The sequence below is a fragment of the Rossellomorea sp. GQ25 genome, from assembly GCF_059758515.1.
In genome coordinates this window covers 17,406-31,304 of record NZ_JCAXEQ010000012.1, presented here as the reverse complement: position 1 = coordinate 31,304, position 13,899 = coordinate 17,406, and the positions used below count along the sequence as shown (strand labels likewise).

The window sequence follows — 13,899 nt, the reverse complement described above, 5'->3', positions numbered from 1 at the left end:
CATGTACGACCAAATCATTTTGGTGTGCAATCAGATTTTAACGATAAGTGTGCCCTCTCATCCCTACGGTGAGAGGGATTTTTTATTTTAAAGAAACGAGGTGGCGTAAATGACTAAAAAAGCAACGGTTCTGGATCAACCCGCCATTCGAAGGGCGCTGACAAGAATAGCCCATGAAATCATTGAGCGTAACAAAGGAATTGAAGATTGTATTCTGGTTGGAATCAAAACAAGAGGCATTTACATCGCTAACCGGTTAGCCGAGCGAATTCATGATATTGAAGGTGAGCAAGTTCCTGTAGGGGAAATAGACATCACCCTATACCGAGATGACTTATCAAAGAAAACAGAGGATCATGAACCAGAGGTCAAAGGTTCTGACCTGCCTGTTGATATTACGAACAAGAAAGTCATCCTGGTAGACGATGTATTATTTACAGGAAGAACGGTCCGGGCAGGTTTGGACGCATTAATGGATCTTGGACGACCAAGTCAAATTCAACTTGCAGTCCTGGTTGACCGGGGACATAGGGAATTACCGGTAAGGGCAGACTTTGTCGGAAAAAATATTCCTACATCAAGCTCCGAAAAAATCATGGTTGCCTTAACAGAGGTCGATCAGGAAGATGTAGTGGCAATTTACGAAAAAGAATAACGTAAGTCCTTTTAAGAGTGGTCCAGTGAGGCTGACAAAGGATGGGAATGAAGGTGGATAGGCCTTCTTGTACCCTCTTTGTGCCCTCTTTAGGACAAAGAGGGTTTTTTTATGGGGAAATTTGGGTATTAGAGGAGGAAACATAAATGAATCAAAATCATCAAGTTGTGTTAGATATAGAAGAAGTACCGAAGTTAGGAAAATGGATCACATTGAGTATACAGCATCTATTCGCCATGTTTGGGGCTACGGTATTAGTTCCATTCCTGGTAGGGCTAAGCCCTGGGGTTGCCCTTATCTCAAGTGGATTAGGAACACTTGCTTACCTCTTGATCACAAGGGGAAGAATCCCTGCTTATTTAGGATCATCCTTTGCATTCATCGCACCGATTCTTGCTGCAAAGAGCTTTGGAGGTCCTGAGGCGGCCATGATGGGAAGTTTTCTCGCCGGAATAGTTTACGGAATCGTAGCATTGCTCATCTCAAAGCTGGGGCTGAAATGGCTTGTGCGGATTCTTCCACCGATAGTTGTAGGACCTGTGATTATGGTTATAGGATTAGGACTGGCGGGAACGGCTGTTAATATGGCCATGTATGAAAACCCTGGAGCAGAAGAATTGGTTTACAGCAACACACACTTCATGGTAGCTCTTGCCACTCTGGGCATTACCGTAATTTGCTCGATATACTTTAAAGGATTTCTCGGAATGGTGCCGATTTTAGCCGGAATCGTTGGAGGGTATATCATAGCGGTATTTGCGGGATTAGTGAACTTTCAACAAGTATTGGATGCGCCGCTCTTACAAATGCCGGACTTCTTTATCCCATTCGTTGACTACACGCCAAGCTTCTCTTGGGAAATCGTGTCCATCATGGTACCTGTTGCCCTCGTAACCTTGGCAGAGCATACAGGAGACCAAATGGTTTTAAGTAAAGTTGTAGGACGGAACTTCATTGAAAAACCAGGTCTTCACCGCTCCATTCTTGGGGATGGGGTAGCAACTGTGATTGCATCCTTCCTCGGTGGACCACCTAATACAACGTATGGCGAAAACATTGGAGTATTAGCCATAACACGAGTATTCAGCGTTTTCGTCATCGGAGGAGCCGCGGTTCTTGCCATCATGTTCGGGTTCATCGGAAAGATAACAGCCTTGATTGGATCGATTCCATCAGCTGTCATGGGTGGAGTATCCATCCTTCTGTTCGGAATCATCGCCTCTAGCGGACTGCGCATGCTGATTGATAACAAAGTTGACTTAGGAAACAAGCGAAACCTGGTGATTTCCTCAGTTATCCTGGTGATCGGGGTAGGAGGGGCATTCGTGAAGGTCAACGAGCAGGTATCCTTATCAGGAATGGCTCTTGCAGCGATTGTCGGAGTTCTCCTTAACCTTGTCTTACCAGGCAGAACAGAAAGCGAAGGGGAAAACAACTTATTCGAAGAAGAAAATACAAAGCAGCATGATGTTGCATAGAAGCACCTTTTAACATGGTCCAGAGAGTCTAAGAAGGGTGAATTTGAACAAGACGGGTATGTGGAGTTTTCCGCTCTGTCCCTGTTGGTATGTTCAAAAACACCCTGTCAGAAGACTGACAGGGTGTTTTTTTGAAAGATGAGAAATAAGGGGTTGGCTCATGATGAAGAACTTATTGACAATGAATGATTTATCTAAAGAGGAGATCATTGAAATATTAGATGCAGCTGAATGCTTTAAAGAGGGAGAAACGTGGAAGGAAGGCTCCAATAAATATGTAGCCAATCTTTTCTTCGAGGCAAGTACCCGGACGAAATGCAGTTTTGAAATGGCGGAAAGGAAGCTTGGGCTCGAGGTCATTCCATTTGAAGCACAGACCTCAAGTGTTCAAAAGGGAGAAAGCTTGTATGACACGGTGAAAACATTAGAAAGCATCGGTGTCGAAACCGTAGTCATCCGGCACTCCCTTGAACGATATTTCGATGAACTGGCACCACTTAACATAAGTGTCATCAACGGAGGCGATGGATGTGGTAATCATCCTACTCAATGCCTTTTGGACCTGCTGACCATTCGTCAGGAATTTGGAGGGTTTGAAGGACTGAGGGTATCGATTATTGGAGACATTGCCCATAGCCGGGTGGCAAGATCCAATTCAGAAGCTTTAATAAAGCTGGGAGCCGAAGTGATGTTCTCTGGGCCAAAGGAATGGTTCCCATCACAGGATCGACATCAATATATGCCGATAGATGAATGTATAGCAGATTCCGATGTGGTCATGTTACTGAGAATTCAACATGAACGACATGATAGTACATCAAGCTTAACGAAAGAGGAATATCATGAAAGCTTTGGCTTGACAGAAAGTCGAAAAGCACGAATGAAACCAACCGGTATCATTCTTCATCCGGCACCGGTTAATCGTGGAGTTGAAATTGCAGATTCATTGGTGGAATGTGATCAATCAAGAATCTTTAAGCAGATGGAAAATGGAGTATACGTCAGAATGGCTGTTTTAAAGAGAGCATTTGAAATCAACTAACTAGGGGGAATTTGAAATGAATTGGTTAATCCGAAAAGCACGTATTTTAGCAAAGAATGGTGATCTTGAGATAGTGGATGTGAAGGTGGAGAATCAGAAAATCATCGAGATGGGAACAGACCTAAAGGGTACCGATCACCAGGAATTTCATGCAGATGGGTTATTGATTTCCCCAGGATTTGTTGATCTTCATGTCCATTTAAGAGAACCAGGCGGCGAGCACAAAGAAACGATCGAAACGGGCACAAAAGCTGCTGCAAAGGGTGGTTTCACGACAATCGCTGCAATGCCTAATACAAGACCCGTACCTGACTCAGTAGAAAATCTGCAAACCCTGAACCAGAAAATCTCTCAAACAGCCAGTGTTCGCGTGTTACCGTATGCCGCCATCACTGAGAGACAAATTGGGAAAACGCTTAATGACTTACCTGCCTTAAAAAATAATGGCGCATTTGCATTCACAGATGATGGAGTAGGGGTACAATCGGCAGGCATGATGTTTGAAGCCATGAAGAAGGCAGCCGGCATCAATGCATCCATTGTGGCCCATTGTGAAGAGAATACCTTAATTTATGGAGGAGCGGTCCATGATGGAACATTCTCCGAAGATCATAACCTACCAGGTATACCTTCCATCTGTGAAGCTGTACATATATCCCGGGATGTGCTGCTTGCAGAAGCAGCAGGCGTACATTATCACGTATGTCATATTTCAACAAAAGAGTCAGTAAGAGTGGTCCGCGATGCTAAAAAGGCCGGGATCAATGTGACAGCTGAAGTAACACCACACCATCTTCTCCTATGCGAAGAAGATATTCCAGGCCTTGATCCGAATTTCAAAATGAACCCGCCTCTTAGAAGCAAAGAAGATCAGCAAGCGTTAATAGAAGGATTGCTGGATGGCACCATCGACTTTATCGCGACGGATCATGCACCTCATACAGAAGCAGAGAAGTCAGAAGGGATGCAGCTCGCTCCTTTCGGAATTGTTGGATTGGAAACAGCCTTTCCGTTACTCTACACGCGCTTTGTTGAAAAGGGAACCTTCACATTAAAGCAGCTAATTGATTGGATGACGATTAAACCAAGCATAGCCTTTAATCTTCCGTTTGGACTACTAAAAGTAGGAGGAGAAGCTGACTTTACGCTTATAGATTTAAATGAACAAAAAGGGATTGACCCAGCTGAATTTTTATCAAAAGGAAAAAACACTCCATTTAAAGGATGGGAGTGTAAAGGCTGGCCGAAAGCTACTTTTTATCAGGGATCTCTTGTATGGAATGAAGGAGGAAACAAACAATGAAAAGACAACTCATTTTAGACGATGGAACAGTATTCGTAGGAGAAGGCTTTGGAGCGAACAAAGAAACGATTGGAGAAGTGGTTTTCAACACAAGTATGACAGGATATCAGGAAATTCTATCAGATCCATCATACTGTGGGCAGCTTGTCACTTTAACCTATCCCCTCGTTGGGAACTATGGAATCAATCGCGACGATTTTGAGTCCATCACCCCAGCTATCAAAGCGTTCATTGTGAGAGAAGCTGCAGATTTTCCTTCTAACTGGAGGAATGAATCAACTTTGGATGAATTATTAAAAGTAAAAGGAATTCCAGGAATTTCAGATATCGATACAAGAAAGTTAACAAGGATCATCAGACAGCATGGGGCAATGAAAGGTATCATTTGTTCAGCTGAGCTGGATCCAAACGAAATGCTGGCGAAATTGCATGATACTGCTCTAAGATCCGATCAAGTCATGCAGGTTTCGACGAAAACAGCATATGCCAGTCCAGGAAGAGGATATCGTGTCGTGTTAATGGACTTTGGGATGAAGCACGGAATCCTGAGAGAATTAAACAAGCGTGATTGTGACGTTATTGTGGTTCCTTACCATACATCAGCGGAAGAGATTCGTCGCTTGCAGCCTGACGGGATCATGCTCTCAAATGGACCGGGGGATCCGAAAGATGTACCGGAAGCGATAGAAACGATTAAAGAGCTCCTGGGAGAAATTCCACTCTTCGGAATTTGTTTAGGGCATCAATTATTTGCTCTCGCGTGTGGAGGAGACTCCTTCAAAATGAAATTTGGACACAGAGGAGGCAACCATCCAGTAAAAGACTTGAAAACTGGAAAAGTAGCACTGACTTCCCAGAACCACGGTTATGCTGTAGATGAAAAGTCGTTGGCAGGAACAAGACTTCAAGTTACTCACATGGCCATCAATGATGGAACAGTAGAAGGCTTAAAGCATTTAGACTTCCCGGCCTTCACGGTTCAATATCACCCGGAAGCATCTCCTGGACCCGAGGATTCAAATTACTTATTCGATGATTTCTTACAACTTATGAACGAAGAGAAAAGAAAGGAGCTTCAACATGCCTAAACGTACAGACATCAAAAGCATCTTAGTTATCGGGAGCGGACCCATCATTATAGGACAGGCAGCAGAATTCGATTACGCGGGGACTCAAGCGTGTATCGCCTTAAAAGAGGAAGGCTACCGTGTCATCCTCGTAAATTCAAACCCTGCTACGATTATGACCGACGCTGAAATGGCAGATAAAGTGTATATCGAACCACTGACACTGGAATTTGTCAGTAGAATCATCCGTAAAGAACGTCCGGATGCGGTTCTTCCTACATTAGGTGGTCAAACAGGGTTAAACCTGGCTGTTGAACTTGCTAAATCAGGAGTTTTAGAAGAATGTGGAGTTGAGATTCTCGGAACGAAGCTTTCGGCAATCGAGAAGGCAGAAGATCGTGACTTATTTAGAAATTTAATGAATGAACTCGGTGAGCCGGTTCCAGAGAGCGAAATCATCCGAACGGTGGATGAAGCGTTTCATTTCGTAGAGAGCGTCGGTTTTCCGGTAATCGTAAGACCTGCCTACACACTGGGTGGGACAGGCGGAGGGATCTGTCACAATGAAGAAGAATTAATCGAGATTGTAACCTCAGGCCTAAAGTACAGCCCGGTAACTCAATGTCTACTGGAAAAAAGTATCGCAGGCTTTAAAGAGATTGAATACGAGGTTATGAGAGATGCAGCCGATAACGCCATCGTGGTGTGTAATATGGAGAACATCGACCCGGTGGGAATCCACACGGGAGATTCGATCGTCGTAGCTCCAAGTCAAACCCTAAGTGACCGGGAGTATCAAATGCTTCGTAATACAAGCTTAAGGATCATCCGGGCATTAGGGATTGAGGGAGGTTGTAACGTCCAGCTTGCCCTTGATCCGGACAGCTTTCAGTATTACATCATCGAAGTGAATCCAAGGGTGAGCCGTTCCTCTGCACTTGCCTCAAAAGCAACGGGATACCCAATTGCGAAGCTTGCAGCAAAAATTGCGGTAGGGCTGACCCTGGATGAAATGATGAATCCGGTAACAGGTAAAACATATGCATCATTCGAACCAGCACTGGACTATGTGGTGACGAAAATCCCAAGATGGCCGTTTGATAAATTTGAAGCTGCCAAACGTAACCTGGGTACACAAATGAAAGCAACCGGTGAAGTCATGGCGATTGGCCGAACATTCGAAGAGTCACTCCTTAAAGCGATTCGTTCCCTCGAAAGCAATACGTATCATATGGAGTTAAGTGATGCTGAACAATTTACAGATGAGTGGATCGAGAAGAGAATCCGCAAAGCAGGAGATGAACGCCTCTTCTATATCGGGGAAGCACTTCGAAGAGGAGTGACAATTGAAGCCATTCATGATTGGAGCAAAATCGATCTTTTCTTCCTGTATAAAATGAATAGAATCGTAGAGTTCGAAAAGGAATTAACCTTACATCCCTTCAATCTTGAGCTGGCTCAAAAAGCAAAACGAATGGGCTTTTCGGATATCACCCTTGCGATTCTATGGAATAGCACAGAAGCAGAATTGTATAGCTGGAGAAAAGAAAATGAATTAACACCTGTCTATAAAATGGTAGATACATGCGCAGCTGAGTTTGAATCAGAAACTCCTTACTTCTATGGAACCTATGAGGATGAGAATGAATCCAAGGTCACTCCGCGGGAGAGTGTCATCGTACTTGGGTCGGGACCGATCAGGATCGGTCAAGGAGTTGAATTTGATTACGCGACCGTTCATTCTGTCTGGGCCATTAAAGAAGCGGGTTATGAAGCGATAATCGTGAATAACAACCCAGAAACGGTTTCGACTGACTTCAGTATCTCGGATAAATTATACTTTGAACCTCTTACGGTTGAAGATGTGATGCACATCATTGATCTTGAAAAGCCTAAGGGAGTTGTCGTGCAGTTTGGTGGGCAAACCGCGATCAATCTGGCAGATGAGCTGGTGAAAAGAGGAGTCAAGATTCTCGGTACATCCCTTGAAGATTTAGATCGTGCAGAAAACCGGGATAAATTCGAACACACTCTGAACGAACTTGGCATACCTCAACCTGAAGGAAAGACAGCGGTATCTGTAGAAGGAGCCCTTAAGATCGCAGAAAACATCGGATACCCGGTGCTGGTCAGACCGTCTTACGTCCTTGGTGGAAGAGCAATGGAAATTGTTTATCGTGAAGAAGAGCTTCTTCAATACATGAAGAACGCAGTAAAGGTCAACCCGCAACATCCGGTTTTAATCGACCGCTACCTGATTGGGAAAGAAATTGAAGTGGATGCCATTTCAGACGGAGTAGACGTAGTCATCCCTGGAATTATGGAGCATATCGAACGGGCTGGAGTTCACTCGGGAGATTCCATCGCGGTTTATCCTCCACAGCAGCTCACACAAGAACAGAAACAAACCATTGTGGATTATACAACGAGACTCGCCAAAGGCTTAAACATTGTTGGGTTACTGAATATCCAATATGTCATCTCAAAAGGAGAAGTATTTGTTCTAGAAGTGAACCCGCGCTCCAGCCGTACAGTACCATTCATCAGCAAGATTACGAATGTACCAATGGCGAATATTGCAACCAAGTCCATTCTTGGAATTCCCCTGAAGGATCAGGGATACGAATCAGGATTAATTCCTGAAAAACATGGTGTTTATGTAAAGGTTCCTGTATTCTCCTTTGCCAAATTAAGACGGGTGGACATCACGCTAGGGCCAGAAATGAAATCGACGGGAGAAGTAATGGGGAAAGATCTCACGTTAGAAAAAGCCCTCTACAAAGGAATGGTTGCAGCAGGAATGCAAATGAAAGAATATGGATCTGTACTCATGACCGTAGCAGATAAAGACAAAGGCGAAGCGGTTCTACTGGCGCAACGCTTTATCGATATCGGGTATCAAATCCTTGCAACAAAAGGTACGGCCGAGCATCTGACAAAAGCAAATATAGCCGTACGTGAAGTGGATAAGATCGGATCCACCGGACCAACCCTGCTGGATATCATCCAAAGTGGAGAAACACAGCTTGTCATTAATACCTTGACAAAAGGAAAACAACCTGCCAGGGACGGATTTAGAATCCGTAGAGAATCAGTAGAAAACGGCATCCCATGTCTTACCTCCCTGGACACAGCAGAAGCCATCCTGAGAGTGATTGAATCCATGACATTCTCAGCAGAGGCGCTTCCATCACAGCCGAAAACGAGAGAGGCGGTTTTTCAATGATCCTAAATGAAAAGATGGTTGTGCTTTCTCATGAAAGAATCGCTGAAAACATCTTTGAATTAGTTCTACAAGGGGAATTGGTGAGCAAGATCAAGGCTCCTGGACAATTTGTCCATATTAAAGTGGGAACGGGAATAGACCCTTTATTGAGGAGGCCGATTTCCATCGCCTCCCATAATCGCGAAGAACTCACCATGACATTGATCTACCGAGCTGAAGGGATAGGGACAACACTTCTTTCACAAGCGAAAAATGGTGAAATAATAGATGTTTTAGGGCCCCTTGGAAATGGGTTCTCAGTGGAAAGTGACAGTAAGACCGCGTTGTTAGTAGGTGGAGGAATAGGAGTTCCTCCCCTCTACGGTCTTTCTAAAATGCTGGTGGAAAATGGTTGGGTTGTGAAGCACATCCTCGGATTTCAAACTGAATCCGTGAGCTTTTATGAAGACAGGTTCAGAGAATTGGGTGATACCTTTGTCGCCACAGTGGACGGAACCCTCGGAACTACCGGGTTTGTAACAGATGTTATTCGAGAAAAAGCACCGGCCTTTGATGTGTTTTATTCCTGTGGTCCGACACCGATGTTGAAAGCACTTCAATCCCTATTGAGTGACAGACGCGGATTCATTTCTTTAGAAGAGCGCATGGGGTGCGGAATTGGTGCTTGCTTCGCATGTGTTTGTCACAAACAGGATGATCCACAAGGGTCAAGCTACGTTAAGGTTTGCAGTGACGGACCTGTATTTCCAGTAGGGGTGGTGCAACTATGAAATCATTACAAATCGAATTACCTGGATTATCATTAAAAAACCCGGTCATGCCGGCTTCAGGCTGCTTTGGCTTCGGTCGCGAATACAGTCAATTCTATGATTTAAGCGAGCTCGGGGCGATTATGATCAAAGCGACTACGGAAGAAGCGCGCTTTGGAAATCCGACCCCCCGGGTTGCAGAGACGAATGCCGGTATGCTGAACGCGATCGGGTTACAAAATCCCGGACTCACAGGTGTAATGAAAAACGAACTTCCATGGCTTTCCCAGTACGATGTACCGATCATTGCAAATGTGGCGGGTTCTCAGATGGAGGATTATGTGGAGGTGGCAAGAGTCATCTCAACAGCAGGAAATGTTAAGGCCCTTGAATTGAATATTTCCTGTCCCAATGTAAAAACAGGTGGGATAGCTTTTGGCACCATCCCCGAAGTGGCAAAAGAATTGACGGAGAGAGTAAAAGAAGTCTCACAGATTCCTCTTTATGTAAAGTTATCACCGAATGTCTCCAATATTGTCGAAATGGCTAAGGCTGTTGAAGCAGGGGGAGCAGACGGTCTTACGATGATCAATACACTCCTTGGGATGAGACTGGATAGGAAGACTGGAAAGCCGATTCTGGCAAATAAAACCGGGGGATTATCTGGACCAGCCATTAAACCGGTCGCGATCCGCATGATTTATGAAGTAAGTCAACAGGTGGATCTTCCGATTATCGGGATGGGTGGAATTCAATCGGCAGAAGATGTGATTGAATACTTTTACGCTGGCGCAAGTGCTATCGCAGTAGGCACAGCGAACTTCGTTGATCCTTTCGTGTGTCAGCGTATCATAAATGATTTACCACCAATACTTGATGAACTGGGAGTGGACCATATATCCCAATTGACCGGAAGGAGCTGGGGGAAGCATGAATCAAAAACCGTTTATAGCTCTTGATTTCCCATCGTGGGAGAAGACATCAATCTTCTTAGATCAATTTTCAGAGAGTTTAAATGTAAAAGTCGGTATGGAGCTATACCTTCAAAATGGACCGGTTATCATCGAAAAGATTTTAAATAAAAATCATCGTATTTTCCTGGACTTGAAGCTACATGACATTCCCAATACAGTCTACGGCGCCATGAAGGGACTTGCCGGGTTCGACCTAGACCTGATCAATGTGCATGCTGCAGGTGGCGGTATGATGATGGCTAAGGCGTTAGAGGGTTTACATGCCGGCACACCTGCTAATCATTCACGCACAAAATTGATTGCCGTCACTCAGTTAACATCAACAACGGAAGAACAAATGCAGGAAGAGCAACTAATACCTAAAACGATCAATGAGTCTGTTTTACATTATGCCACACTGGCAAAAAGGGCGGGTCTTGATGGAGTGGTATGTTCTCCTCACGAATCCTCTCTTATAAAAGAACATTGTGGTGAAGATTTTATTCGGGTCACTCCTGGGATCAGGTTACCAGATGATCAAAAAGGAGACCAAAAAAGAGTCACCACACCACGTATGGCAAAAGAAACGGGGTCTTCCTATATTGTCGTGGGAAGAAGTATTACAGGAGCAAGTAACCCGGTTGAAGCATATGAACGAATCGTACATGAATGGGAGGGCCTGGAATGAAACAAGAAATCGCCAAAAAACTATTAGACATCGAAGCCGTATTTTTAAACCCGTCGGAGCCATTTACATGGTCATCGGGAATAAAGTCCCCAATCTATTGTGATAATCGACTGACCTTATCTTACCCTACAGTGCGGGATGAAATTTCAACGGGTCTTGTTGAGATTATTAAAGCGCAGTTCCCGGATGTGGAAGTCATTGCAGGAACTGCAACAGCCGGAATTCCGCATGCTGCATGGGTAAGTGAAAAACTAAACCTGCCGATGTGTTATGTTCGCTCGAAAGTGAAAGCTCACGGAAAAGGAAAGCAGATTGAAGGGAAAGCTGCTCCTGGTCAAAAAGTGGTCGTGGTTGAAGACCTCATCTCGACAGGCGGCAGCTGTATCACAGCTGTAAAAGCCTTAAGAGAAGCAGGCTGCGACGTATTAGGGGTGGCTGCCATTTTCACCTACGAGTTAGAAAAAGGAAAAAGCATGCTGGAAGAACACGACATTAAGGCGTATGCTTTATCGGATTACTCAAGCTTATTGGATGTAGCGCTTCAAAACTCGATCATTCGTGAAGAAGAACTGGAACAGTTGAAGCTTTGGAGTGAAAATCCGGAGAAATGGGGCAGTTAAGGTGGAAAGCAACTCGTTGATGAGTTGCTTTTTTGTTTTTATGTGGGTTAATTGGATGGAAGGAAGTGTGGTTGGAAGGTGGACGGTGCGTTTATTTGCCATATTTTCGTAATGGTGCCTGCCGAAATCCGAATGTTAACCTACACCGCACAAAACAAAAAGCACTCCCACCCAATCCTATTACAGACTGAGTGAAGTGCCTCATTGATAAAATCAATCCTTCAACGATCGAACCAAATCCAAATCAGGTGTCACATATACCGTTTGCTGTCCTTCATAAATGACAAACCCCGGCTTGGCTCCTTTTGGTTTCTTTACCTGTTTGACTTCAGTGAAATCAACAGGCACCGAGCTTGATTCCCGTGCTTTACTAAAGTAGGCAGCAATTTTAGCTGCTTCCTTAATCGTCTCCTCGGAAGGATTCGGACTCTTGATTACAACGTGAGAGCCTGGAATATCTTTCGTATGAAGCCATACCTCTTCTTTCCCTGCGACTCTGTTGGTTAAATAATCATTTTGTTTATTGTTTTTTCCGACCAAGATTTGTGTGCCGTCGCTTGAAGTGTATGTTTCCAGAACAGGTTTCACGTTGGCCTTTTTCTTTTTCGTTTGTTTACGGACCCTCAGGTAGCCTTCTTCTTCCAGTTCTTCTCTGATTTCTTCAACGTCTTTTGTTGATGCCGATTCTAATTGTTGAAGTAATTGTTCTAAGTAGACAATCTCTTCGTCGGCTTTTTCAATTTGCTCATGAACGATTTTTATTGCATTCTTTGCTTTTTGATAGCGTGAAAAATAGTTTTGGGCATTTTCTGATGGAGACTTTTGCGGGTTGAGGGGGATCATGATACTTTCCCCGTTTTCATCATAATAATTCACTACGCTAACCTCAGTCATTCCTCGTTCAACCGCATATAAATTCGAAGTAAGGAGTTCACCGAGCAATTGATATCGATCTGCCTGCTGGGCATCCTCCAACGTTTTCTTTAATTTTTCAATTTTATTTACATTTTTATCCCGTTCGTTTCGGATGAATCGTTCCAAGTCGTTTCCTTGTTGCTTCACCCGGTCTCGTGCAGCCTTCTGATAGAAGAATCGGTCCAATAATTCACTTAACGAAGGAAAGGTTTGTTTCTCTCCTTGCAGATGTTCAAGATCCATCCAGTAAAACGTTTCTTTCTCCCCACTAATGAGGGTTGGTGTAGAGTCATTCGATTTTGCATACTGAATCAATTCTAAGAATGATTCGGAAATCGTAGACTGGTTACCGATTCCTGCACGGTGAACAACTTCTTTTGCATAAAGAGGAGAAATGCCTGCAAAAGCTTGGACAATCTGCTTATCCAGTTTGCCGGAGTTAAAGTCCAGTGCTCTCAGAACATCTTCACTGGTAGCATTAAGTGGATTTTTTTTATCTTGTTGTGGTGGTAAAACATACGTATGACCAGGCAAAACAGTACGGTGTGTATTCATGCTTGGTGATATATGCTTGATACTATCCAGAATCATATTTCGTTCTTTATCAACTAGAATGATGTTACTATGCCGGCCCATTACTTCGATGATTAACTGTTTGTAGGAAATATCGCCGATTTCATTTCTGCCTTTCACTTCAATTATTATCATCCGGTCCAGTTCAACCTGTTTGATCCCCTCTACAATATACCCTTCCAGATGCTTTCGTAGGAGCATACAGAACATGGGAGGGACAGAAGGATTTTCATAGTTTTCTTTTGTTATTTGTACCCTTGAATAACTGGGATGGGCGGATAATAGAACTTTGTGATTTTTTCCATTCGCCCGGATGATCATGATGATTTCATTTTTATAAGGTTGATGTATTTTGTTGATGCGTCCGTGCAATAAGTTCTCGTTCAATTCTTTGGTCATGCTTCTAGTAAATAATCCATCAAATGACATATATAACATCCTTTGCTTTAAACGATTTAGGTGTATTTTATATCTGCCAAGCTTGATCTTGGTCTCTGTGTATCAAATGTAACCGATTTTACCCCTCTCACAGGTGAAATGCAAAACATACGTAAATCATATCATTTTTTAGGACGAGTCTGAATAAGAATGCTATGAGAAGGACAACTTTTCGTATCGTAGGAGGAGAGT

The 13,899-nt window shown here is 43.8% G+C and carries 11 protein-coding genes; 10 read left to right on the top strand and 1 reads right to left on the bottom strand.

The window, feature by feature from the left end; all coding sequences use genetic code 11:
- Positions 1-109: 109 nt before the first annotated feature.
- From pyrR to pyrE, 10 genes are all read left to right on the top strand, one after another.
- Complete coding sequence (pyrR, locus tag AC6CIB_RS22120) at positions 110-655, top strand: bifunctional pyr operon transcriptional regulator/uracil phosphoribosyltransferase PyrR (protein ID WP_498284360.1); 546 nt, start codon at positions 110-112, stop codon at positions 653-655.
- Between the two features lie 146 nt (positions 656-801).
- Positions 802-2,133 carry a uracil-xanthine permease family protein gene (locus AC6CIB_RS22115; RefSeq protein ID WP_498284358.1) on the top strand — a complete coding sequence of 444 codons (1,332 nt, stop codon included), beginning with the start codon at positions 802-804 and terminating at the stop codon, positions 2,131-2,133.
- A gap of 163 nt (positions 2,134-2,296) precedes the next feature.
- Positions 2,297-3,175 (top strand): aspartate carbamoyltransferase catalytic subunit, encoded by an 879-nt coding sequence (locus AC6CIB_RS22110; protein ID WP_498284426.1) that lies wholly within the window; start codon positions 2,297-2,299, stop codon positions 3,173-3,175.
- Positions 3,176-3,191: 16 nt separating this feature from the next.
- On the top strand, positions 3,192-4,478 hold the full coding sequence (gene pyrC / locus AC6CIB_RS22105) for a dihydroorotase (RefSeq protein ID WP_498284356.1): 1,287 nt from the start codon (positions 3,192-3,194) through the stop codon (positions 4,476-4,478).
- Positions 4,475-5,566, top strand: a complete 1,092-nt coding sequence (locus tag AC6CIB_RS22100; protein ID WP_498284354.1) for a carbamoyl phosphate synthase small subunit — start codon at positions 4,475-4,477, stop codon at positions 5,564-5,566. Before pyrC ends, AC6CIB_RS22100 begins: the two co-directional genes overlap by 4 nt.
- Positions 5,559-8,771 carry a carbamoyl-phosphate synthase large subunit gene (gene carB / locus AC6CIB_RS22095; RefSeq protein WP_498284352.1) on the top strand — a complete coding sequence of 1,071 codons (3,213 nt, stop codon included), beginning with the start codon at positions 5,559-5,561 and terminating at the stop codon, positions 8,769-8,771. The genes AC6CIB_RS22100 and carB overlap by 8 nt, the downstream gene beginning before the upstream one ends.
- The gene (locus AC6CIB_RS22090) at positions 8,768-9,541 is read left to right on the top strand and encodes a dihydroorotate dehydrogenase electron transfer subunit (protein ID WP_498284350.1); all 774 of its coding nucleotides are present in this window, start codon (positions 8,768-8,770) and stop codon (positions 9,539-9,541) included. Before carB ends, AC6CIB_RS22090 begins: the two co-directional genes overlap by 4 nt.
- Positions 9,538-10,479: a dihydroorotate dehydrogenase gene (locus AC6CIB_RS22085; RefSeq protein ID WP_498284348.1), complete on the top strand. Its 942-nt coding sequence runs from the start codon at positions 9,538-9,540 to the stop codon at positions 10,477-10,479. The genes AC6CIB_RS22090 and AC6CIB_RS22085 overlap by 4 nt, the downstream gene beginning before the upstream one ends.
- Positions 10,451-11,161: an orotidine-5'-phosphate decarboxylase gene (gene pyrF / locus AC6CIB_RS22080; protein WP_498284346.1), complete on the top strand. Its 711-nt coding sequence runs from the start codon at positions 10,451-10,453 to the stop codon at positions 11,159-11,161. The genes AC6CIB_RS22085 and pyrF overlap by 29 nt, the downstream gene beginning before the upstream one ends.
- Entirely contained in the window at positions 11,158-11,781 is a 624-nt protein-coding gene (pyrE, locus tag AC6CIB_RS22075; RefSeq protein WP_498284344.1) for an orotate phosphoribosyltransferase, read from the top strand. Before pyrF ends, pyrE begins: the two co-directional genes overlap by 4 nt.
- A gap of 213 nt (positions 11,782-11,994) precedes the next feature.
- Here the strand turns inward: pyrE and AC6CIB_RS22070 are convergent, their stop codons facing one another.
- Positions 11,995-13,698 carry an Rqc2 family fibronectin-binding protein gene (locus AC6CIB_RS22070; protein WP_498284342.1) on the bottom strand — a complete coding sequence of 568 codons (1,704 nt, stop codon included), beginning with the start codon at positions 13,696-13,698 and terminating at the stop codon, positions 11,995-11,997.
- Positions 13,699-13,899: the final 201 nt, after the last annotated feature.

What these genes read in the sequence shown, in the direction of transcription:
- AC6CIB_RS22085 (WP_498284348.1), top strand. Translation starts at nt 9,538, where the DNA reads ATGAAATCATTACAAATCGAATTACCTGGATTATCATTAAAAAACCCG.
- AC6CIB_RS22100 (WP_498284354.1), top strand. Translation starts at nt 4,475, where the DNA reads ATGAAAAGACAACTCATTTTAGACGATGGAACAGTATTCGTAGGAGAA.
- pyrF (WP_498284346.1), top strand. Translation starts at nt 10,451, where the DNA reads ATGAATCAAAAACCGTTTATAGCTCTTGATTTCCCATCGTGGGAGAAG.
- AC6CIB_RS22070 (WP_498284342.1), bottom strand. Translation starts at nt 13,698, where the DNA reads ATGTCATTTGATGGATTATTTACTAGAAGCATGACCAAAGAATTGAAC.
- pyrC (WP_498284356.1), top strand. Translation starts at nt 3,192, where the DNA reads ATGAATTGGTTAATCCGAAAAGCACGTATTTTAGCAAAGAATGGTGAT.
- pyrR (WP_498284360.1), top strand. Translation starts at nt 110, where the DNA reads ATGACTAAAAAAGCAACGGTTCTGGATCAACCCGCCATTCGAAGGGCG.
- AC6CIB_RS22115 (WP_498284358.1), top strand. Translation starts at nt 802, where the DNA reads ATGAATCAAAATCATCAAGTTGTGTTAGATATAGAAGAAGTACCGAAG.
- carB (WP_498284352.1), top strand. Translation starts at nt 5,559, where the DNA reads ATGCCTAAACGTACAGACATCAAAAGCATCTTAGTTATCGGGAGCGGA.
- AC6CIB_RS22110 (WP_498284426.1), top strand. Translation starts at nt 2,297, where the DNA reads ATGAAGAACTTATTGACAATGAATGATTTATCTAAAGAGGAGATCATT.
- pyrE (WP_498284344.1), top strand. Translation starts at nt 11,158, where the DNA reads ATGAAACAAGAAATCGCCAAAAAACTATTAGACATCGAAGCCGTATTT.
- AC6CIB_RS22090 (WP_498284350.1), top strand. Translation starts at nt 8,768, where the DNA reads ATGATCCTAAATGAAAAGATGGTTGTGCTTTCTCATGAAAGAATCGCT.